This is a genomic window from Dorea phocaeensis, from assembly GCF_900240315.1.
Lineage (GTDB): Bacteria > Bacillota > Clostridia > Lachnospirales > Lachnospiraceae > Dorea_B > Dorea_B phocaeensis.
The window spans coordinates 16,514-36,641 of the sequence record NZ_OEPZ01000003.1 but is presented as its reverse complement, the minus strand read 5'-3'; the positions used below and the strand labels follow the sequence as shown (position 1 = coordinate 36,641).

Annotated in this window: 25 protein-coding genes and 1 pseudogene; all 26 read left to right on the top strand. The window is 38.6% G+C overall.

Going from position 1 to position 20,128, the window contains the following annotated elements:
* Nucleotides 1–173 precede the first annotated feature (173 nt).
* The 26 genes and pseudogenes from dinB (at nucleotide 174) to mobQ (ending at nucleotide 20,118) form a co-directional block, all read left to right on the top strand.
* Nucleotides 174–1,421: a DNA polymerase IV gene (gene dinB, locus C0979_RS07305; protein WP_027090213.1), complete on the top strand. Its 1,248-nt coding sequence runs from the start codon at nucleotides 174–176 to the stop codon at nucleotides 1,419–1,421.
* A gap of 14 nt (nucleotides 1,422–1,435) precedes the next feature.
* A complete protein-coding gene (locus tag C0979_RS07300) occupies nucleotides 1,436–1,648 on the top strand; it encodes a LexA family protein (RefSeq protein WP_005344268.1) in 213 nt (70 codons plus the stop codon).
* A gap of 12 nt (nucleotides 1,649–1,660) precedes the next feature.
* Nucleotides 1,661–1,900, top strand: a complete 240-nt coding sequence (locus tag C0979_RS07295) for a hypothetical protein (protein ID WP_005344271.1) — start codon at nucleotides 1,661–1,663, stop codon at nucleotides 1,898–1,900.
* 250 nt (nucleotides 1,901–2,150) lie between these two features.
* A complete protein-coding gene (locus C0979_RS07290) occupies nucleotides 2,151–2,723 on the top strand; it encodes an ArpU family phage packaging/lysis transcriptional regulator (RefSeq protein WP_005344273.1) in 573 nt (190 codons plus the stop codon).
* Between the two features lie 9 nt (nucleotides 2,724–2,732).
* Nucleotides 2,733–3,104, top strand: a complete 372-nt coding sequence (locus C0979_RS07285) for a hypothetical protein (protein WP_044921552.1) — start codon at nucleotides 2,733–2,735, stop codon at nucleotides 3,102–3,104.
* A gap of 103 nt (nucleotides 3,105–3,207) precedes the next feature.
* Nucleotides 3,208–4,047 carry a PD-(D/E)XK nuclease family transposase gene (locus tag C0979_RS07280; RefSeq protein ID WP_044921519.1) on the top strand — a complete coding sequence of 280 codons (840 nt, stop codon included), beginning with the start codon at nucleotides 3,208–3,210 and terminating at the stop codon, nucleotides 4,045–4,047.
* Between the two features lie 186 nt (nucleotides 4,048–4,233).
* Nucleotides 4,234–4,551 carry a type II toxin-antitoxin system RelB family anti-toxin gene (locus tag C0979_RS07275; protein ID WP_226896994.1) on the top strand — a complete coding sequence of 106 codons (318 nt, stop codon included), beginning with the start codon at nucleotides 4,234–4,236 and terminating at the stop codon, nucleotides 4,549–4,551.
* Nucleotides 4,552–4,706: 155 nt separating this feature from the next.
* Nucleotides 4,707–4,928, top strand: coding sequence for a sporulation initiation factor Spo0A C-terminal domain-containing protein (locus C0979_RS07270; RefSeq protein ID WP_005344281.1), 222 nt, complete (start codon nucleotides 4,707–4,709; stop codon nucleotides 4,926–4,928).
* Nucleotides 4,925–5,356, top strand: a complete 432-nt coding sequence (locus C0979_RS07265) for a hypothetical protein (protein WP_101695373.1) — start codon at nucleotides 4,925–4,927, stop codon at nucleotides 5,354–5,356. Before C0979_RS07270 ends, C0979_RS07265 begins: the two co-directional genes overlap by 4 nt.
* 326 nt (nucleotides 5,357–5,682) lie before the next feature.
* Nucleotides 5,683–6,156 carry a sigma factor-like helix-turn-helix DNA-binding protein gene (locus C0979_RS07260; protein ID WP_173884580.1) on the top strand — a complete coding sequence of 158 codons (474 nt, stop codon included), beginning with the start codon at nucleotides 5,683–5,685 and terminating at the stop codon, nucleotides 6,154–6,156.
* Between the two features lie 244 nt (nucleotides 6,157–6,400).
* Nucleotides 6,401–6,583 carry a hypothetical protein gene (locus C0979_RS07255; protein ID WP_005344284.1) on the top strand — a complete coding sequence of 61 codons (183 nt, stop codon included), beginning with the start codon at nucleotides 6,401–6,403 and terminating at the stop codon, nucleotides 6,581–6,583.
* A 153-nt stretch (nucleotides 6,584–6,736) separates the two neighbouring features.
* Nucleotides 6,737–7,117, top strand: coding sequence for a type II toxin-antitoxin system PemK/MazF family toxin (locus C0979_RS07250; protein WP_012744261.1), 381 nt, complete (start codon nucleotides 6,737–6,739; stop codon nucleotides 7,115–7,117).
* Nucleotides 7,098–7,346, top strand: a complete 249-nt coding sequence (locus C0979_RS07245) for a DUF6870 family protein (RefSeq protein ID WP_012744260.1) — start codon at nucleotides 7,098–7,100, stop codon at nucleotides 7,344–7,346. Before C0979_RS07250 ends, C0979_RS07245 begins: the two co-directional genes overlap by 20 nt.
* Before the next feature lie 108 nt (nucleotides 7,347–7,454).
* Nucleotides 7,455–9,146 carry a recombinase family protein gene (locus C0979_RS07240; protein WP_023922627.1) on the top strand — a complete coding sequence of 564 codons (1,692 nt, stop codon included), beginning with the start codon at nucleotides 7,455–7,457 and terminating at the stop codon, nucleotides 9,144–9,146.
* A gap of 1 nt (nucleotide 9,147) precedes the next feature.
* A complete protein-coding gene (locus C0979_RS07235; RefSeq protein WP_012744258.1) occupies nucleotides 9,148–10,839 on the top strand; it encodes a recombinase family protein in 1,692 nt (563 codons plus the stop codon).
* Complete coding sequence (locus C0979_RS07230; RefSeq protein WP_012744257.1) at nucleotides 10,836–12,413, top strand: recombinase family protein; 1,578 nt, start codon at nucleotides 10,836–10,838, stop codon at nucleotides 12,411–12,413. Before C0979_RS07235 ends, C0979_RS07230 begins: the two co-directional genes overlap by 4 nt.
* Before the next feature lie 112 nt (nucleotides 12,414–12,525).
* Complete coding sequence (locus tag C0979_RS07225; protein ID WP_306346033.1) at nucleotides 12,526–12,777, top strand: tyrosine-type recombinase/integrase; 252 nt, start codon at nucleotides 12,526–12,528, stop codon at nucleotides 12,775–12,777.
* 63 nt (nucleotides 12,778–12,840) lie between these two features.
* Nucleotides 12,841–13,092 carry a hypothetical protein gene (locus tag C0979_RS12000; protein ID WP_200816256.1) on the top strand — a complete coding sequence of 84 codons (252 nt, stop codon included), beginning with the start codon at nucleotides 12,841–12,843 and terminating at the stop codon, nucleotides 13,090–13,092.
* On the top strand, nucleotides 13,043–14,152 hold the full coding sequence (locus tag C0979_RS07220; RefSeq protein ID WP_242962678.1) for an AlbA family DNA-binding domain-containing protein: 1,110 nt from the start codon (nucleotides 13,043–13,045) through the stop codon (nucleotides 14,150–14,152). The genes C0979_RS12000 and C0979_RS07220 overlap by 50 nt, the downstream gene beginning before the upstream one ends.
* A gap of 1,214 nt (nucleotides 14,153–15,366) precedes the next feature.
* Nucleotides 15,367–15,858, top strand: a complete 492-nt coding sequence (locus tag C0979_RS07210) for a nucleotidyltransferase domain-containing protein (RefSeq protein ID WP_009263190.1) — start codon at nucleotides 15,367–15,369, stop codon at nucleotides 15,856–15,858.
* 143 nt (nucleotides 15,859–16,001) lie between these two features.
* Nucleotides 16,002–16,220, top strand: a pseudogene (locus C0979_RS11995) (hypothetical protein); the annotation flags it as partial.
* The gene (locus C0979_RS07200; RefSeq protein WP_101695369.1) at nucleotides 16,220–16,402 is read left to right on the top strand and encodes a transposon-transfer assisting family protein; all 183 of its coding nucleotides are present in this window, start codon (nucleotides 16,220–16,222) and stop codon (nucleotides 16,400–16,402) included. The pseudogene C0979_RS11995 and the gene C0979_RS07200, both read left to right, overlap by 1 nt.
* A 141-nt stretch (nucleotides 16,403–16,543) precedes the next feature.
* Nucleotides 16,544–17,200 (top strand): hypothetical protein, encoded by a 657-nt coding sequence (locus tag C0979_RS07195; protein WP_101695368.1) that lies wholly within the window; start codon nucleotides 16,544–16,546, stop codon nucleotides 17,198–17,200.
* A 339-nt stretch (nucleotides 17,201–17,539) separates the two neighbouring features.
* Complete coding sequence (locus C0979_RS07190) at nucleotides 17,540–17,944, top strand: single-stranded DNA-binding protein (protein ID WP_101695367.1); 405 nt, start codon at nucleotides 17,540–17,542, stop codon at nucleotides 17,942–17,944.
* Between the two features lie 202 nt (nucleotides 17,945–18,146).
* The gene (locus C0979_RS07185; protein ID WP_101695665.1) at nucleotides 18,147–18,569 is read left to right on the top strand and encodes a DUF3847 domain-containing protein; all 423 of its coding nucleotides are present in this window, start codon (nucleotides 18,147–18,149) and stop codon (nucleotides 18,567–18,569) included.
* 1 nt (nucleotide 18,570) lies between these two features.
* Entirely contained in the window at nucleotides 18,571–20,118 is a 1,548-nt protein-coding gene (mobQ, locus tag C0979_RS07180) for a MobQ family relaxase (RefSeq protein ID WP_101695366.1), read from the top strand.
* Nucleotides 20,119–20,128 lie beyond the last annotated feature (10 nt).

The following is a 20,128-nucleotide window of genomic DNA, read 5'->3' as shown; positions in this document are numbered from 1 at the left end:
GAATTTTCTATATGCATTATACCGTATGTTAAAAATAAAATCAACAATAATCTCCAAAATGGAGAAAATACAACCAAGATGTCACTTGACTATCTCCGGAATGTCGATATATACTAAACATACAGAAATTGATAAGACATCATGTTGAAGGAAACAGCTGGGAGGTGAAAAGTTTGAGTGAGCGTGTGATCCTGCATAGTGATATGAACTGTTTTTATGCCAGTGTAGAAATGCTGCATCATCCGGAATTTGCCGGAATGCCTCTGGCAGTCGGTGGCAATCCGGAAGCCAGACATGGAATTGTATTGACAGCAAATTATATTGCAAAGCAAAAAGGTGTAAAGACCGGAATGGCATTATGGCAGGCGAAACAGGTTTGCCCGGAAATTATTTTTGTACCACCAAGGATGGATTTGTATTTGCGATTTTCACAAATGGCAAGAGAAATCTATTCAGAGTATACAGACAAAATTGAGCCATATGGAATTGATGAAGCCTGGCTGGATGTATCAGACAGTGGAAATCTGAAAGGAAGCGGAATGACGATTGCGAGAGAAATCAGCCATCGAATTAAATACGAACTTGGAGTAACTGTGAGTATTGGAATTTCCTGGAATAAGATTTATGCGAAACTTGGTTCGGATTATAAAAAGCCGGATGCAATCACAGAGTTTAATCGAGAAAATTATAAAGACAGGATATGGCAGCTTCCAGCGTCAGATTTGCTTTATGTCGGAAGACAGACAAATAAGAAATTGCAAAAACTTGGAATCCGGACAATCGGGCAACTTGCGGAATCAGACGAAAAGTTGTTAGAGAGTCATTTTGGAAAAATAGGAAATGTATTATGGGCTTTCGCAAATGGCTGGGATGAAGATCCGGTTTGCAAGGAAGGATATGAAGCACCAGTAAAGTCGATAGGTAATAGCACTACAACACCGAGAGATCTGGAAAATGATCTGGATGTCTGGATCATTCAAATAGCATTGGCAGAAAGTGTAGCTGCACGATTGCGGAAACATGGATTTAAATGCAAAACAGTAGAAATTACAGTCCGAGATAATGGATTGTATAGTTTTTCCAGACAGATACATTTACGACAGCCAACGAATATTACAAACGAGATTGTAACTGCAGCATTTCAGCTATTTAAAGATAATTATAAATGGGAACATCCCATTAGAAGCCTGGGAATTCGAGCTGCGGATCTTGTGTTAGATAATATTCCCGTGCAGTTGGATTTATTTGGAAATCAGGAGAAAAAGGAAAAGTTAGAGAAGCTGGATCGTACTGTAGATGAGATCAGACGACGGTTTGGTTATTTCAGTATACAGCGAGCGGCAATGTATCAGGATAAAGTCTTATCCCACTTAGACGCTGGTACGCACACGATCCATCCACACAGTTATTTTCATGGGTAATTGGAGGGATAGATTTGAAAAAAGCATTAACCAGAAAACAGAAAGAAAGTTATCAGTGTATTTTGGATTATACGAAGGAGCATGGATATCCGCCGACAGTACGGGAATTTGGAAAATTGATCGGGGTGAAATCAACATCATCAGCATTTTCCAGAATCAAGCAGTTGGAGTTAAATGGATATATCCGCAGAATCCCGGCATCGCCAAGAGCAATTGAGATTTTATAGTGAGGTGTCGGCATGAACAAAGTATATGTAGATGTAGTAGCAGAGTTTCGGAAAGACGGACAGCTGGTTCCTATATTTTTTACATGGGAGGATGGAAGAAAGTATAGCATTGACAGAATTTTGAAAATCGAGCGATGCGCCAGCAGAAAGGCAGGCGGTGTAGGAATGATGTACACCTGTATGATACAGGGGCAGGAAAGCCACTTGTTTTACGAAGTGGATAAATGGTTTATGGAGAGAAAAACAGCATAAGGAGAGATTGGTATAGACGATATTATTTGGATTATTAACCGGCAGGGATAGTCACTTTCCCTTTATATTCCTGCAGGTTTTACATAAGAAGATGGATTCCGGTCAGCAAAGGCAGCTCCCACAATGCCTTTTGGATATCCGCTTCTGCAAGTTGTAGTAAGTAATTGCTTCCCATCAAAATCATGGGGAAAGCGAACTGGTCTGAAAGACCGCCAGTTAGTGTGATGATGATAAGGAGATTTTGAAACTGATGACAGACAGAGATTATGCAATTAAATCAATGAAAGAAATTACCTTCCAGATGGCAAGTCATGCACAGGATTATCTGGAAGTTACAATCGAAAGACATTATACTGACATTAAAGAATTGATGACAAGCTATCAGAAATTGATTTTGGAAAATCAGATTGTGTTAGAAGAACTGGATATGGAATGCCAGGAGAAAATCAATGAAGATATGGCATATGTATTGAGTTATCTGAGCATTTATAACAACCAGCTGAATGTGCCAAAGATGCACCGGGAGATGAATAATCTGATGATTATTTATGGATTGTCGGACATGATCTATCGGGGAATGACTTTGGTGAAGTTCTATGCACCGAATGGTGTGATGCTCAGTGAAATCCTTCATTCCTGTTTTTGCAGTCATTATAATAAGACAGATGTGGAAGTACAACAGGAGTTGGGAATAGGCAGGACTTCTTTTTATAAAATGAAGAAGCAGGCACTTGGGTATTTAGGATTTTATTTTTATGAGATCGTGGTACCGCAGGCAAAGGATAAAAGATTTAAACCGTCACTGGGCGTTGAGGAAGAGTAGGTGAATAATATGAGATACGAAGATTCGATGAAAGGTGTAGCTGCTCAGATAATCAAAGAACAGCAGCGAGTCAGTAAAATTAAAAACAATCCAGAAGAGTTCCATTGGCATGACGAATATGCAACGTTGAATTTCTTTCGGTTTATCTGCAAAAATATCGGTAACTTGGGAAATGGAGAAATTGAGAAAATGGTCACACGCTTGAAAAGCATAGATCAGAAAGCAGTGGAAAACCATGTGAATGGTGCTGTTTGGGCATTTGATTATGATAAGATGTTCTGTGTATTGATGGAAAATGAAATTTGCCGAAAGGTGTGTGAAAAGAATAAATATAATAGTTGGATGAAACTGATTGGAAATTATTGTTTTCAAGTGGTGTAGGATAAAATAGTGGCTTGTGAAAAGCTGATTTTGATGTTAAGATGAAATTGGGATAGGAGACATTTAGGAACCTATCCTGACATAGCAAAGAATGGAGGCGAGAATGGACGTGGCGAAAGAAGAAATCGTGAAAACAGAAGAATTGGAAACACGTTACGAAAGATACAAGGGTATCTTAAAAGACCTTACCATCATGAGCGATGTGTTTATGCGGAATGTATTCAAGAAACGGGAATGTACAGAATATGTTCTGCAGGTAATTATGAATAAAAAGGATCTGAAAGTGATTGATCAAGTTCTGCAGAAAGACTATAAGAATTTGCAGGGGCGTTCAGCTATTCTGGACTGTGTTGCCAGAGATTCTGAAGGCAAGCAGATGGATGTAGAAATCCAACAGGACAACGAAGGGGCATCTCCCAAAAGAGCAAGGTATCATAGTGGTCTGATGGATATGAACACATTAAATCCAGGACAGGATTTTGATGACCTTCCGGAAAGCTACGTGATTTTTATCACCAGAGACGATGCACTTGGATACGGACTTCCGATTTATCATATAGACAGGAAAATCGAAGAAGTCAGTGAGAATTTTAAGGATGAAGCTCATATTATCTATGTAAATTCTAAGAAACAAGAGGATACAGAATTAGGCAGACTGATGCATGATCTTCACTGTAAGAATGCAGAAGATATGCACAGTAAGATACTTGCTGACAGAGTATACGAATTGAAGGAAACACAGAAAGGGGTGGAATTCATGTGCCGTGAGATGGAACAGATTTATAGTGAAGGTATTGAAAGTGGTGAGCTGAAAAAAGCAAAAGCCTCAGCATTATCCATGGCTGCGGATGGAATGAAAGTTGATAAAATAGCCCACTATCTTAATGTGAGTGTTCAAATGGTGCAGAAATGGATTGATGAGAGCATGAGTGTTGCACATTAACAAATGATAAATTTTAATGGAGCTACCAGAGGATACTAATTCTTCTGGTGGCTTTTTTGTGTGTTGCATGTATAAAAAATGAAAATTAGTTCTATAGAACTACAACTTGATTTGCGGATTCTGTATCTTTCAATTATCCATCAGTATACTAATTTTAGACCGAATTATCGTTCTGAAGGAGGTGCTATGATGGATTTAAAAGCGGTTGGTCAGCGAATTAAAGCAGCAAGAGAAGCAAAAAATCTTACACAGGAAGAACTGGCGGCGCTGGTAAATTTAAGTACAACACATGTCAGTGTGATAGAAAGAGGACTGAAAGTAACAAAGTTGGATACCTTTGTAGCAATTGCCAATGCACTTGATGTATCGGCTGATGCGCTACTGATAGATGTTGTGACACATTCTGTCACAGGTGTTACTAATGAATTATCTGATATGATAGAAAAATTGCCAAAGGACGAGCAGAAAAGAATTTTAAATGCGGTCAGAGCTTTGGTAGACTAATGAAATAGGCATTGAAATCGAAGGGCATTAAGCTCTTCTTTTTTTTATTCTTTTTTATGGATTCGTTTGTGAAAAAATCTTTTTTCATAGTGATAATCATGATATAGTAGTTCTAAAGAACTATAAATAATTCTTTGAAACTGGAGGGCGGGTAAATGAGAGAAAAAAATATTTATGAGAAGATTGCAGAAAAGTACAATACGACACCAGAAGAAGTACGCAGAGAAATGCAGATAGCCATAGATACAGGATTTGATAATCCTGATCCGGCCGTGCAGGAAGAATGGAAGAAAATGACACTTAAAGGAGAAAGACCTACACCGGAAGAAGTAATCAATTACGCAGTAAAAAAAACTAAAAGGAAAATAAAAATATGAAGAAAAAGATAATTGCAGTGATCTCAGGGGCAGTCATCTTGATAATTGCTGCAGGAAGTATTTATGGGAAACCCGAATCAAGTCATAAGGAAGGTGAACCGGATGTGGTAGGAACATTTTCCGTAAATCGGGATGAAAATCTAACCGTAATCGCTAACCGGGAAAATATTGAGGATAGAGAAGCGTTTGCAAGAGAGCTTTTGCAGATGTACAAGGATGATTCTTTTCATTCGACAAAATTCTCCACAGACAGGGGATATGCGACGAGTCTTGATATGAACATCTATTTATGGAAAGAGGATATTGAAGATGGGGAATCGGTAATGACAGCCGAATACAGAACTGTAGAATATGGAAAGGACTATGATGTTGTCAATCATCCTGATAAATTTCAACTATATATAGATGGAAAAGAAGTAGAAGAATAATACAGTGAACTTTTTATACTGAAATATGTACGATTTCAATAATGACATGAACTTATGGGAATATATTGCGGATACTTTGTGAACTTTATCCTGATACAATGATTATGCTGATGAAAGAAGGCATAGATAACTGAATACAAGAAAGAGACGAAAGCCTCAGTAGTTAAGAAAAAACTACTGGGGCTTTTTTTCGTGCCTGAATTTCTCAGCCAATAACTGCGGGCATATCCCGGCAGGATAAAGGCGGAGCAGGCATGATCCTAAACAGAGGTCCGCCTTCTGGATTTGAAACGAGCAACAAGATTTCAAATTCAGGAGAAACGGATATGTATATTGAACACCCATATTTTTACGAAGGAAAGTATTACGCAAATATTGATGGAGAAATGATCGAGATTACAAAAGAAGTTGCGTATGCGATGAACAATTTTTACAGAAGCAGCAAGGCAAAAAAAGTTGAGATTAAGAACGAGCTGGGGGAAGTCGTGGATAAGATGCTGAGAGAAGTACCTTACAGCGGTCAGTCTATTGATGGAGAAGGTTTCATGATTGAGGATTTTCCAGATCTGAACTGTGATGTGGAGCACTGTGTACTGACAAAAATGGAACAGCAGGATATTCACAAAGTAATCAATCAGCTGAACTCAGAGGAACGCATGATTATTTATGGCATTTTCTTTGAAAACAAGACACAGACACAGATGGCGGAAATTATGGGGATTTCCAGACAGATGCTGTCATACAAGCTGAAATCCATTCTTAATAAAATGCGTGAAATGTATATGAATAAATTTTTTTAAAAAATTTTTCAAAATCTTTTGCATCTGCCAAAGTCATTTGACTTTAGTAATTAGAGGAAGTTAAATGACTTCCTAAAATGAACCATGATAACTGAATATCCAATAATAACTGACGTGACATTTCATGCAGAGAGCACGAGGAAGATGACGCTATAGGATTATAAGACAAAACCAAGATTTTTAGTTCAGTCCGTAATGCTGCGAAAAAGCACTGACCGAAGCCAGCTGGCAGGCTGGTGATGCGATGATATGTATGAGATGCGATACACTTGCAGATCCTGAGAAGTCTGTAACTGGTAAACCTATGAACTGCTGGAGCCTGGAAACGAGAGTTTCCGGGTTGTGGTCCGGAGTATGCATCCGGGCAGGTTATTATTCCCTTCCTGCATATGCGGGAGTAACGATTCGGGGTATCGAGGATAAATAGAATCGAGCGAGCACTGTTTAATAATCAAATTGGCTATAGAGGTTATGCGGCAGAGCTTTCCTTATGGGAAAGAAACTCTGCCGTATTCCTGTGGAGCCAATATAGCGCTATGGATGCTTTACAAATAAAAATAATAGATTGGAGAGAGGACAAATGACAATCCGCAGAGGAGATATTTTATGGGCAGATCTCGGTATGTTTCCTACAACATCTGTTCAGGGTGGTGTAAGACCGGTGATCGTAGTGAGCAATAATAAAGCCAATACATACAGTTCAGTCATAACGGTAGTTCCGCTGACATCAAGAATATATAAGAAACGGTATTTGCCAACACATGTATTTATCAGCAAATATGATATGACAGGAATCCGAAAAGGAAGCCTGGCACTGGCTGAACAGGTTATGAGCATTTCTACGAAATGTATTATTGAGAAATGCGGAAGAGTGAACAAGTGGAGCCTGGATCGGGTACTGAAAGCAGTACGGATTCAGATGGGAATGGAGGGAGAAGGGCATGACAGCAGAGGAATATAGAAATTATCTGGATCAGGATTTCAGTGATGTGGATATCAATGAAATGACTGATCTACGGATGATAAAAACAGACAGAAATAAATCGCTTCAGGAACGGAGAGATATTTTTCTGAATAAAGTAGGAAATCCTTATCTGGTCCGGATCGGTAATATGAAAGTAAAAGTCAGATTTGCAAATAACGGTATATCTATGGAGCAGGCATTTGAGAATATGCTTCTGAGTGTCTGAAAAAGTACTGGTAAAATTGAGGGGACTGTGTTAGAATGTCGGTAAGGACAAATTATGCAGCCCCCTTTTATTACATGGATTTTCTGACGTAATAAAAGGAGGTAAGATATGTATCAGAATATCAACAAAATCTATCATGCCGCCATCTATGTCAGATTATCTAAAGAAGATGGCGATATTTCCAGTTCAGCAAAACTGGAAAGTAACAGCATTTCTAACCAGAAAGCTTTGATTCTGGATTTCCTGAAAGACAAAAAAGATATTGAAGTTGTTTCAGTCCGAGTTGATGATGGCTACTCAGGCTCTAATTTTGAGCGCCCTGCATTCCAGGCAATGCTGGAAGATATCCGGCATGGGATTGTAGACTGCGTAGTGGTAAAAGATTTATCACGATTTGGAAGGGAATATATTGATTCCGGGAAGTATATCGAGAGATTATTCCCGGCTCTTGGTGTGCGTTTTATTGCCATCAATGATAATTATGACAGTCTTAAGGGAAAGAATCAGGCAGACGAAATCATTATCCCATTTAAAAATTTAATCAACGATGCTTATTGTCGTGATATTTCTATTAAGATCAGGAGTAATCTTGAGATTAAGAGGAAAAAAGGCGAGTGCGTGACTCCGTTTGTAGCATTTGGATACAGGAAGACAAAGACAGATAAGCATAAATTAGAGATTGATCCATCGGCGGGCGGTGTAGTACAGGATATTTTTAAGATGAAGCTGCAGGGAATGAGTCAGGATGCGATCGCTAATCGTTTAAATGAACTGGGTATTCTTTCCCCATTTGAGTATAAAATAAGCAGCGGCAGTCGTTATGAAACAGGTTTCCGGCAGAAAGAACAGGCACTTTGGAGTTCCGTTACGGTCCGCAGGATACTGGAAAACGAGGTTTATATCGGAAACCTTGTACAGGGAAAAAGGACAACTCCAAACCATAAAGTGAAGCAGACTTATGTGAAACCGGAAGATGACTGGATCCGGATTGAGAAAAATCATGAACCTCTGGTGAGTGACCGTGATTTTGAAATTGTTCAGAGGCTTCTTGGCATGGATACACGTACTTCACCTGACCAAAAGCAGGTATATCTGTTATCCGGAATTGCTGTATGTGCGGATTGTGGAGCACCTATGACAAGAAAGGTTTCTACTGTGGCAGGAAAAAAATATGCTTATTATCTATGTTCCACAAATAAAGAAACAAAACGCTGTTCCAGTCATAGAATACCGGAAAAGGATCTGGAAGATGCCGTATTAGTGATGTTGAAACAGCATATCCAGAATATCCTGCACCTGAAAAGAGTCCTGGAATTTATCGGTACTGTGCCATTTCAGGAGATCAATATGAAAAAGCTGCAGGACAGGCTGGAGAAGAAAAAGCAGGAGAAAGAACGCTGTAAGGAGTTACGGATGATGCTCTATTCGGATATGAAAGAGGGCATTGTATCAAAAGAAGACTATGTAGAGCTTCATGCAGCATATGGAAAGCGGCTTAGAAATGCGGAAGAGAGTATCCGTGCGATCCAGAAAGAAATGGATAACGAGCTGGAAAAAGCAGACAAAGCCAATACCTGGCTGGATTATTTTGTGAAATATCAGGATATTGAAGAACTGTCCCGCACTGTGGTGGTAGAACTGATCAGGCAAATCAGAGTATATGATAAAAAGAATATAGAGATCACTTTTGATTTTGATGATTGTTATCAGACATTGCTGAATCAATTACCTGCTATGGGAGTTGATATGGTAATAGATGATGATAACAATCTGCAGGTCAATGTAAAGGAGGTTGTATAAAATGGCACGAAAGAGCAGGAAAAACATTCCGGAAGTAGTCAGCAGTGCAACCGTCCAGACAGAGGTGAGCAGACCGTTCCGGGCAGGATTGTATGCCAGAATTTCAATGGAAACAGAAGAAACCTTAGAAAGAGGAACGATAGAAACCCAGGTGGAACTGATGAAAAACTTTGTGGCAGATACGGAAGACATCGCAGTTGCAGAAATATATAAGGATTCTGATTATTCTGGTACAAATTTCGACCGTCCTGGTTTTACGCAGATGATGGAAGATATCAAGCATGGAAAAATTAACTGTGTGATTGTAAAGGATCTATCCAGACTTGGAAGGAATTATGTAGAGACAAGTAATTATATTGAGCGTGTATTTCCGTTTTTTCATGTGCGGTTTCTTGCTGTGACGGATGACTTTGATTCTTTCCGTGAGGGAGTGGATCTGACAGTTCCCTTAAAAAATATCATCAATGAGTTTTATTCCAAAGACCTTGCAAAAAAGAGCAGCAGTGCCAAAAAAGCCCTGTGGAAAGAAGGAAAATTTACTGGTGCATGGGAACCTTATGGATACAGGAAATCAGAACAGGACAGACACCAGCTGGTAGTTGACGAGGAGGCTGCCGGACATTTACGAGAAATTTTTACTATGTATATGGATGGATGCAGCTACAGCGATATTGCAAAAAGACTGAATACAGATGGTATCCTTTCCCCGACTTTGCAGAGGGAATATTATAAAACAGGCGAAAAGCCTTCACCGGAATCCAAACCTTGGAATAATTATGAAGTGAAACGTGTACTTCAGGATGTCCATTGTACCGGAGATTCTGTATATGGAAAATATCAGCAGAGTGTTTTTCAAGGAAACAAGCAGAGAAATCTACCGGAGAGTGAGTGGCTCTATGCTGAGAATACCCACGAAGGAATTATTGATAAAGAACTGTTCCGGCAGGTACAGGAAAAAATCCGGGAATTTACGGAAGCATACAAAAAGAAGCATCAGCTGAATAATGGAGCCATTCGGAATCATAATTTCTATACCGGCAAGATCAGGTGTGGGGGTTGTGGGAACCGCATGGTGTTGTCCAGAGAAAAAACAGGGACATTTTATTATATCTGTGGTGCAGATGCGAACCATAAATCCGGAGGAAATCAGTGTAAGGGGCACAGAGTCAAAAAAGAATACGTGGATGAAGACGTCCTTCGCCTGATCCAGTCACATATGAAAGCCGTATTGGATACAGAGAAACTGATCCGTGAAATGAATTCTGCTTCCAGAAACCAGACACAGTATTTGCTTCTGGATAAGGAAGTGGGGAAACTTCGGCGGGAGTTGAGCAGGATCAGCAAGCGTAAATCTGATTTATATGAGGATTATTCGGAACGTCTGATTACAGAAGAAGAATACATGCAGTTTTCCCGTATCTATTCCAATGAAATAGAAAACATCAAGAACCGCCTGGATGTAGTATTGGCGGCACAGGTACGGTATTCCAAGGATTATCATATCGAGGAAGGATGGGGAAAAGTGATACATACTTATATGTCAAAGCGTAAGCTGACAAAAGAAATGGCAGATGCCTTTGTGGATTCAATTATTATCCATGGTAAGTATGATTATGAGATCAAGCTGGTATATGACGATCAGTTTGCAGATTTACAGAAATTAAAGAAAGAGAAGGAGGCGCAGTCAAGATGACAGATCATAGAAAAACAGCTGTTTACATCCGTTTATCCGCAGAAGATGACAATGTAGATGGCAGAGCTAAAAAAGAGAGCGACAGTGTAACTTCTCAGAGAATTCTGTTAAAATCATTTGTGATTGATCAGCTGGGTGTAGATGAGGCAGATATCCTGGAATATGTGGATGATGGTGTCAGCGGTACTCATTTTAAACGGCAGGGATTTCAACAGCTGCAGGATGACATGAAAAGTGGAGAAATCGGCTGTGTAGTTGTAAAAGACTTTTCCAGATTCGGAAGAGACTATCTGGAAGTTGGATTTTATATTGAATATATTTTTCCACTTCTGCAGATTCGATTTATTTCGATTAATGACAGCTATGACAGTGCAGCAAGCAGCGGAATGACTGGTGGAATGAATGTGGCATTGCAGAATCTGGTATACAATATGTATAGCCTGGATTTGTCCAAGAAAATTTCATCAGCAATGCAGACGAGAACAAAAAATGGTACACGTCTTCCGGTAAATGCCAGATATGGCTATAAAAAAGGAAAAGATGGAAGGCTGGAAGTTGATCCGGAGGCTGCAAAAGTCGTGAAAATGATTTTTCAGATGGCAGCGGAGGGAACAAGTTTTGCAGATATTACAAGGGAATTGAACAGACAGGCGATTGCTACTTGTGATGAGCAGAAATTATCAAGAGGGGATCAGGTGCAGTTCCAGAGGTTTGACACGATCAAAAAGAAACACTGGAGCCCTACGACAGTATCGGCAATCGTCCGGGATGAGATTTATATTGGAACCAGAATCTGGGGCAAAACACGTTGCAGTATGCATACGGGCCATAAAGCAGTTCTGAATGATGAAACAGAATGGGTTCGCCTGGAAAATCATCATACGGCAATTATAGACAGGGAATTGTTTGAAAAAGCAAATGAAATGCATCCGAAAAAGAAGAGAAGTGTTGCAGAATCACGCACCAATTTTACTCTGGAAAGACGTAAAAAACAGCCGGCCTTGCTGATATGTGCCAACTGTGGGCATTCTCTGTTAAAAGAAACAGAGCATCTGCTGAAATGTTCAGATGCCAGAACCAATGGTGATCCTGTGTGCCGAAGTCTGGTGATTCGTAGGGAACCGATGGAGGAGAATATCCTTGGGCTTGTCCGTCAGTATGCAGCGTCAATGTTGAAAAAAGGAAAGAAAGTATCTTCCAAAAGACAATGTGAATACAAAGAGATCAATACTACAGAATTGCAAAAACAGAGCCGACAGTTGACCTCGGAAAAGATGAAACTCTATGATGATTACAAAGATGGTCGTATAGATCGTGATTCGTATAAGCAGAGAGCTGAAAAGATAAGTGTACAGCTGGATGAAATAAAACGAAAGATAGAAGATGCGAAGAATAGTAAAAAGCTTCTTGAACAAAATGAACTTTCTGATAAAATAAAACTAAAAGATTTCTTGGGAATTCAGAAGTTCGATACAGAGAAGCTGCGTGAGGTTATCAAGGTGATCCGTGTTCATAGTCAGGATGAAATTGAAATCGAATGGAATTTTGACGATATTTTTTCAGAACAGAGATAACTTGAGCAGGACAAGAATGACTTATCAAAAGATAATAAAGGTGCTGGGACTACCTGATGGAAGCGTCAGATAGTCTTCGGCAGAAAAAAATAAAATTTTTTTTGTCCTATACTTGACACATCCACATGTATGTAGACATACATATTGTAGCAATCAAGCAAAAGCAGGGATGAATCCAAAGACACTACAATATTTGATGGGACATTCAGAAATAGGGGTAACAATGAATACCTATACGCATCTTGGTCTTGATGATGCCAAAGATGAAATGATACGACTTGAGGAACTAGAGCAGGCAAGAAAGGAAATAGATAAGGCTGAAGGGTCAAAGCCGATGAAACAGAATATGTTTAAAGTAGTTTAAGATTAGAAATAGACGCTCAAGGGAGACCTTGGGCGTTATTTTTATGCTTGGGAATTGTGAGATGTGATGAAAAATAGTATAATTGAATTAAAGTGGATGGTTTATTATTATATTGAAGAAGATTTAAAACATTTGAAATGTATTTTGGTAATTACAGGTTTTTCAAGAAAGTTTGAAGTATATTTTGTAAAAGTGATAACTTTTGGAATAAATGAAAGTAGGTGTTTCTTTGAATTTAATGGAGAAACTAGAATCGTTGATTACGATGCACCAAGAAGGCCCTTATTGGGACTTCAAGAGAGAATGGTACGGTGATAATAAAGATGGAGATATGCTCATTGACATAATCTGCATGGCAAATAATCTTGTAGACAGAGATGCATATATCATTATAGGAATTGATGAGGAAAATGATTATTCTATACAGGATGTTACGCAGGATAAAAATCGTAGGAATACACAAATGCTTACAGACTTTATTAGAGGTAAGAAATTTGCGGGGGATTTTCGACCAGTTGTAACCGTAGAACAGATACAATTGAATGAAGGAGTGATAGATGTTATTATTATTCATAATAGTACAAATACTCCTTATTTCTTGAAAGAGAAATATAAAGGAGTATTTGCTAATAACATTTATGTAAGACTTCAAGATAGCAATACACCATCTGATAAATCAGCAGATTTTCATCACATTGAGTATCTTTGGAAAAAGAGGTTTGGAATGTTGCTTTCACCAATTGAAAAAGTGAAATTGTATCTTGAACATCCTGAACATTGGGAAAATAGTCCATCAAGCGAAGATAAAAAATATTATAAGTATGCTCCGGAATTTACGATTGACCATACATACGAACCCAATGATGGCAGGGATGGTTATGAGTATTATCTGTTTGCACAAACTGATCCAAGTCCTCATTGGAGTGAAATAAGAATTTGCTATCATCAGACAGTTCTTGCAGAACTTGGGGGAGTAATCCTTGATGGAGGCAGATATTTTACAACAACACCGGATAGGCAGGGCATCTCTCTTACAGGGTATCATAAATGGGATATACCTTATCGTTATATGATAAAAGGTAATTTAAATCATTTAGTTCATGAATTTTATTATGTAGATGATGGTGATGAAGCAAGGCATGCTCATAATGAATATGAAGGATGTATCCTAATTTTTAATGATGAGATTGAACATCAAGAGTTCAGAATTTATGTGAAAGATAACTGGGATAGAAAAGAAGAATTTGCTAATGAAATTTGGATTCCTTATATGAAGGAACTGCCAGGTTACAATATGAACTCATTTCGTGAAGAATATAAAACTATGCAAATTCTTAGAAGAATGTTGGAAGAATTTAGAGAAAATAAAAAATGAGAATTGCTGAGTTAATTCTTAATTATATATGCAGCATTGACATCGTATACTAACATAACTGTCAGTCAAGTTTGCACCCCCCTACATACAAGTTATCGTTATAAGGTGCAAAAACAGAAGTAGTCTGCACCCCCCCTAACTGACTACCAAGTGACTACTTTTAAAAGTTACAACTTGCCACATTTTGCCGTGTTTTGCAATTTTCACTACACTATTGTGGCATATATGAAATTAAAAAATAACTCGAAAAACCTTGCAAAATAGGGCATTTCGGGGCAATTTAAGGAGAAAATATATAATGATTAAAGTACTATTTGTTTGCCACGACACTCTTTGAAGAACTCCTTAAAAAGTCAGTAAAATCAATACTTGGAAGGTATTTGTGTGGAAGAAATAACCCGAAAATAACCCATAGATTTTTGTGTGAGTGTTACAAGATAAATAATTATAATTTAGGGATGTGACATGATGAGAATGAAAGCTGTAAGAATTCTAATAGTGGAATCTTACAGCTTTTTTTATAAATAAATTTGAAAGTAAAATCTTTACAATTTGGTATAGCGTGTTTTAAATGTAAAAAAGCAGATAGTTCTTTACATATAGATGTAACAAAAGAGGCGTTTTTGTGAAGGTTGTTTATGAGGTGAGGTAAGAGTCTTTAGTGGGGGTAAAATCTTTACATGTAATATCCTGTGTTCAAAAGGTAGGATTTAAGCGAAAAAAGCATCGTGACCATGAGGAAATATAAAAGTAAAAAGTATTCTATGATAAAGTATAAAGGCTTAGAGGAGAATGTCTCTTCTAAGTTTTTTTAATAAGAAAGCAGTTTGGGCGTTTACTTTTGAAGTTATAATAAGTGTAGTAAAACTTACACCAGATGGAACAGGATACCGTACTAAGAGGAGATTTGTTAAAGAGAAACTATTGATGGATAGAATGTCGGATATTCAGTTACGATTTTTCAATATAGGGTGAGAAAGTTTTTTTGATGAAGTGTAATAATATGTGGTTATATGCTTTGTAGAAAAATCCGTAGGAATTAAAATTTTTTGTTTTGTGGAAAGATTATAATTATGATATACTGAAAGAAAATGATAAATTAGAATTTTAAAAAGGAGTGTGATGACCATGATTTTTGATTTTGAGCCTTGGCAATTAGATATTGATATTGACTTAACTAAACAATTATATAGAAGTTGTAAAGGAGACTTTGTATGGGTAGAAAAGAAATAACAACAAAAGAAGATTTAATGAAAGTAATAGAATTATTCGAAAATACTGGAATTACATACTGGTTGGATGGCGGATGGGGTGTAGATATTTTAGCTGGTAAACAAACAAGAATTCATAGAGATATAGATATAAATTTTGATGCTCAACATACGGAAAAATTGTTAAATGTGCTTTTGAATCTGGGCTATAAAATTGATACAGACTGGAAACCGGTTAGAATAGAGTTATATAGTGATGAACTTGGTTACTTAGACATTCACCCGTTCGTTTTAAATGAGGACGGAACTTCAAAACAAGCTGATTTAGAGGGTGGATGGTATGAGTTTGAAAAAGATTACTTTGGTAGTGTTTTTTTTGAAGGCAAAACAATTCCTTGTATATCTTTAAAAGGCCAAAAAGTTTTCCATTCAGGTTATGAATTAAGAGATAAAGATAAGCATGATATTTCAATTCTTGAAAGTTTATCAAAATAACATCGCTGTAATTTCTAAGATAAATTTCAGTTTGTATAACCAATAGGTTGACCAGAATTTAATATTCACAGTTTCACCCAGCAGGAAATCTTTTAGGTTTCCTGCTTTTCTTTTACCCAAAACCGAAAGGAGGACAGAATACCATGCCAACCAAAGCTGAACTTTATGCACAGATGGCGGACAAGGTGGCAACGCAGCTCACGGGGAGCTGGCAGGAATGGGCAGGGTTTCTCACCACTGCTTCCCGACTTTACAAATACCCGTTCCATGAACAGCTGATGATCTACGCCCAGCGACCGGACGCCACCGCCTGTGCAGAGTACGATTTGTGGAATGAAAAGATGGGCCGGTATGTAAGGCGATGTGCATTTACAATACCGGTAGCCGCACCGGACTGATCAACAGCCTGCGTGAGATACGCGGCGAGCTATCACCGGAGGAAACGGAACTGAGGGAGCTGACCGACAGCGCCCTTACGAAGCTCTGTGCGCTGACCGATGAGGACTTTGCCCAGCTGGAGCTGTACCCGGATTTTGACCAGTAAATTTATCGTGCCGGGATGACATAGTGAGAGAAACTGTTCGATGGGAAGGCGGTTTCTCTCAATTCTTTACAAAATCCCACTATACTTGGAGGGATGAATGAACTATAATGTAAGCAACAAATCTGAATTTGGGAGATGCCTATGAAGAAGTTTTTGAATGATATAAGGAGTGCGGAAAATCCTATATCTGGTAATAGAAAAATTATAAATATCATAGCTATATTGTTCCTTGGAATAGCTTTGGGGACTTTTTCAAAATTTTTGGATTTTCGTCAAGCTGAACTGCCAAGTGTGCTTATGGCAATTGATGGAGCATTAGATGTTCATAATTTCCTTGGGCGTTTTGCAATTTGGGTATTGATTGCACTGTGTATTTCTATTTATAGTAATTCTGCAATAAGAGCAAGTGTTAATGTTTTTGCGTTTTTTGCTGGCATGGTTGCAAGTTACTATTTGTATTCAAACTATGTCGCAGGCTTTTTCCCAAGAAGCTACGCTATGATTTGGGTTGGCTTTACCATGATTTCTCCGTTCTTGGCATTTGTCTGTTGGTATGCGAAAGGAAAAAGCAGACCTGCATTTATGCTATCAGTATTGATTTTAGCAGTATTGTTTAACATGACTTTCGTATATGGATGGGGATATTTCGAAGCACGCTCTGTTTTAGAATTGATAGTCTTTATTATCGGACTTACTGTTTTGAGGAGGGACACATTGAAAAGTTCTGTGCTGATGGGAACAATTAGTATAGTTCTTGCATTTTTACTTGATATGGTCATTCCATTTCATTTTGGATAAACAACTTACAGCTTGTCGAACTGAAAAACACTGTAATAACATGTGTAAAACAAAATGTAAAACACCCCATTGAGTAGGTAGGACTAAATACTCCTATGATTTCGATTTTGAAGTCATAGGGGTATTTTTTTGTGCAGAAAAATAAAAAATTTCCTTTTCCACCCTGTATTTTCCCCTCTGAGCCTTTCGTTATATGAGAGCAAAAAAATAAAATTCCTTTTTTATTTGTAAAAAGCCCTCTCTACGTTCTGATATATGAGGAACAAATTACATTTGCCTTAAAAGAATCGGGCCTGATTCAAGAACAAAGAAAAAATGAAAAGAGAAAGGAGAAACTACATGAACAAAACAATCTTAATGGGAAGACTGACAAAAGATCCGGAGGTGAAATATCTTCAGGATGAAAACAGTATTGCAATGGCACGATACACGCTGGCAGTAGACAGAAGATATCGAAAGGATGGAAAGGCAGAAACAGATTTTATTTCTTGTGTCACCTTTGGGAAGAATGCTGAGTTTGCAGAAAAATATCTGCAAAAAGGGTTGAAGATTTTAGTAAGCGGACGGATCCAGACAGGAAGCTATGTGAATCAGGAGGGGAATAAAGTTTATGCCACCAACGTGATTGTAGAAGAACATTATTTCGCAGAAGGGAAGAAACTGTCAGGATCAGAAAAGAAAGAAGATACCGATCCAGATGGATTTATGAATCTTCCAGATGGAGAAGAACTTCCGTTTGAGTAAGAATAACTCGGATGCTGAAAGCAGAAGAGCGCACTTATATACCTTACAAGGTATGTGCGTCCTACGGGAGTAGCATCTTTCTGAAGGGGAATTCCGAAAGTGTTTGCGGATGATCCATCCGAAGAAGGGTTCCCCTTCCGGCAGAAATGCCTATCCCGTAACAGAGAAAATGGAAGAGTTGAAAGAGGAGGAAAAGAACGATATGGCGAAGAAGAAAACATTTGAGGAATATACTCAGGAAGCACTTTATGAGATTGAAAAAACAGAAGCTGCATTGAAACAGGCAAAGCTTGAGAAGGAGCAGGCAGAGCACAGGATCCAGAGATCCTTGAATTATCTGGATACACAGAAAAAGAAAAAGCGAAAGGCACGAACCCATCTGTTGATCCAGAAGGGAGCAGCCATAGAAGCAATCTGTAAAGATACCAAATATCTGACAGAGGCAGAATTTTTTCAGCTGATGGATGAACTTCTTCATGATCCTGCTTGTAAGTTTTGTGATGTTGTTCATGAAATGGTTCGTGGACGGGTGGAAGCGGCAGAAGTAAAAGAACGAGAATTAGCAGAAGAGGAAGCACTATTAAAGGCGATGCAACGAGGTGAACTGCCACAGGGAGATGAGTAAGATGGGATGTTATCACTTTCATCTGAATCAATTATCCAGAGGAAAAGGACAGTCTGCCATTGCCAGTGCTGCTTATCGAGCCGGTGCAAAACTGGAATGTACTTATTATGGAGAAGTAAGTGATTATACGAGAAAAGGCGGTGTGGTATTAGCGGAGATCCATCTTCCTAAACAGGCTCCGGAGAGACTCAAAGACAGGGAGACCCTTTGGAATGAGGTGGAATGGATTGAAGGAAATAAGAAAGCACAGCTGGCACACAGCTTTGATATTGCCTTGATGAATGAGTTTTCTATGGAAGAAAATATTGAGCTTGCAAGAAGATTTGTAGAAGAACAGTTAGTCGCAAGAGGGATGATCGCAGATCTAGCGATCCATGATCTGAAGAAGGCAAAGGATAAAATACCCAATCCCCATATGCACATCATGGTTCCCATCCGCCCTTTACAGGAAGATGGTACCTGGGGACAAAAACAAAAAAAGGTTCCAGTATTAACACCGGATGGACAGCCGGTTTTGAATCGGAAAGGACAACCGGTATTTCGGGCGGTACATACAACGGATTGGAGCAGGAAAGAAACCTTGGAAGAATTGAGAAGTGCCTGGGCGAAGATGTGTAACGAACTGTATGAAGAAAAAGGACTTACAGAAAGAGTCGATGCCAGATCTTATGAGGAACGGGGGATTGATAAGATCCCGATGGTGCATGAAGGACCGAATGTACAGGCAATGGAAGCAAGAGGGATTTCAACCGCACTGGGAAGTTTAAACCGACTCATCCGAGCCTTAAATGATATGAAAGAACGGGCAAAGAATCTTCTTCAATGGTCTTTATTTCGAGAAAGCCAACTGATGGAACGGATGGTGTTCTTACATCAGCCAACCTTAGCGGATTATCTGAGAAACTATTGTGATAAGAGAAATGCAGTTGCAGAATCCTACGCTTGTGGAACACAAAAGGCGAAGAATACAAATCTGAAACAATTTGCAGAGACGATCCGCTTTCTGGAAGAGCAGGATGTGAGAACCCCAGAACAGCTGACAGAGAAAATCCAGGAATTAGATACTCAGCTAAAAGAGGTAAGTCAGCGGTTGAATCAACAACTGTCTGCTCTGAGAAGTGTTAACACCAACCTTTATGCAATGAAAGAGTATTTTGAAACAAGACCTGTTTATCTAGAATTAAAGAACAAATATTTTGGCAGGGAAAAATTCAAAGAGGAACATAAGAAGGAACTTAGCGGATATTATCGTTCGGAAAGAATCTTAAAAGAAAATCTAGACCCAAGTGGGAAGATTCCGGAAGGACAATGGAAACGAGAAGCCGCTCGTTTATCAGAAGAGATAGCTACTTTACGAAAAGAAGATAAACGGATCCATGCCATGTTACGAAAGTATGAGGGAATCAAAAATCATGTGGAGGCTTTGATGGCAGAGGAAGGAGAAGGTGTCTCTCTTCCAGAAACAAACAAGCGGGAGCAATCCACAGAAACAAAAGAAGCAGTGAGAACCATGAAACGAAAGAAGAAACATCATGGAATGGAGTTATAGGAGGAATTTT

Coding starts and splice junctions, on each gene's coding strand:
- C0979_RS07295 (WP_005344271.1), top strand. CDS start 1,661: ATGAACAAAGTATATGTAGATGTAGTAGCAGAGTTTCGGAAAGACGGA.
- C0979_RS07290 (WP_005344273.1), top strand. CDS start 2,151: ATGACAGACAGAGATTATGCAATTAAATCAATGAAAGAAATTACCTTC.
- C0979_RS07285 (WP_044921552.1), top strand. CDS start 2,733: ATGAGATACGAAGATTCGATGAAAGGTGTAGCTGCTCAGATAATCAAA.
- C0979_RS07280 (WP_044921519.1), top strand. CDS start 3,208: ATGGACGTGGCGAAAGAAGAAATCGTGAAAACAGAAGAATTGGAAACA.
- C0979_RS07275 (WP_226896994.1), top strand. CDS start 4,234: ATGATGGATTTAAAAGCGGTTGGTCAGCGAATTAAAGCAGCAAGAGAA.
- C0979_RS07270 (WP_005344281.1), top strand. CDS start 4,707: ATGAGAGAAAAAAATATTTATGAGAAGATTGCAGAAAAGTACAATACG.
- C0979_RS07265 (WP_101695373.1), top strand. CDS start 4,925: ATGAAGAAAAAGATAATTGCAGTGATCTCAGGGGCAGTCATCTTGATA.
- C0979_RS07260 (WP_173884580.1), top strand. CDS start 5,683: ATGTATATTGAACACCCATATTTTTACGAAGGAAAGTATTACGCAAAT.
- C0979_RS07255 (WP_005344284.1), top strand. CDS start 6,401: ATGATATGTATGAGATGCGATACACTTGCAGATCCTGAGAAGTCTGTA.
- C0979_RS07250 (WP_012744261.1), top strand. CDS start 6,737: ATGACAATCCGCAGAGGAGATATTTTATGGGCAGATCTCGGTATGTTT.
- C0979_RS07245 (WP_012744260.1), top strand. CDS start 7,098: ATGACAGCAGAGGAATATAGAAATTATCTGGATCAGGATTTCAGTGAT.
- C0979_RS07240 (WP_023922627.1), top strand. CDS start 7,455: ATGTATCAGAATATCAACAAAATCTATCATGCCGCCATCTATGTCAGA.
- C0979_RS07235 (WP_012744258.1), top strand. CDS start 9,148: ATGGCACGAAAGAGCAGGAAAAACATTCCGGAAGTAGTCAGCAGTGCA.
- C0979_RS07230 (WP_012744257.1), top strand. CDS start 10,836: ATGACAGATCATAGAAAAACAGCTGTTTACATCCGTTTATCCGCAGAA.
- C0979_RS07220 (WP_242962678.1), top strand. CDS start 13,043: ATGCACCAAGAAGGCCCTTATTGGGACTTCAAGAGAGAATGGTACGGT.
- C0979_RS07210 (WP_009263190.1), top strand. CDS start 15,367: ATGGGTAGAAAAGAAATAACAACAAAAGAAGATTTAATGAAAGTAATA.
- C0979_RS07200 (WP_101695369.1), top strand. CDS start 16,220: ATGTGCATTTACAATACCGGTAGCCGCACCGGACTGATCAACAGCCTG.
- C0979_RS07195 (WP_101695368.1), top strand. CDS start 16,544: ATGAAGAAGTTTTTGAATGATATAAGGAGTGCGGAAAATCCTATATCT.
- C0979_RS07190 (WP_101695367.1), top strand. CDS start 17,540: ATGAACAAAACAATCTTAATGGGAAGACTGACAAAAGATCCGGAGGTG.
- C0979_RS07185 (WP_101695665.1), top strand. CDS start 18,147: ATGGCGAAGAAGAAAACATTTGAGGAATATACTCAGGAAGCACTTTAT.
- mobQ (WP_101695366.1), top strand. CDS start 18,571: ATGGGATGTTATCACTTTCATCTGAATCAATTATCCAGAGGAAAAGGA.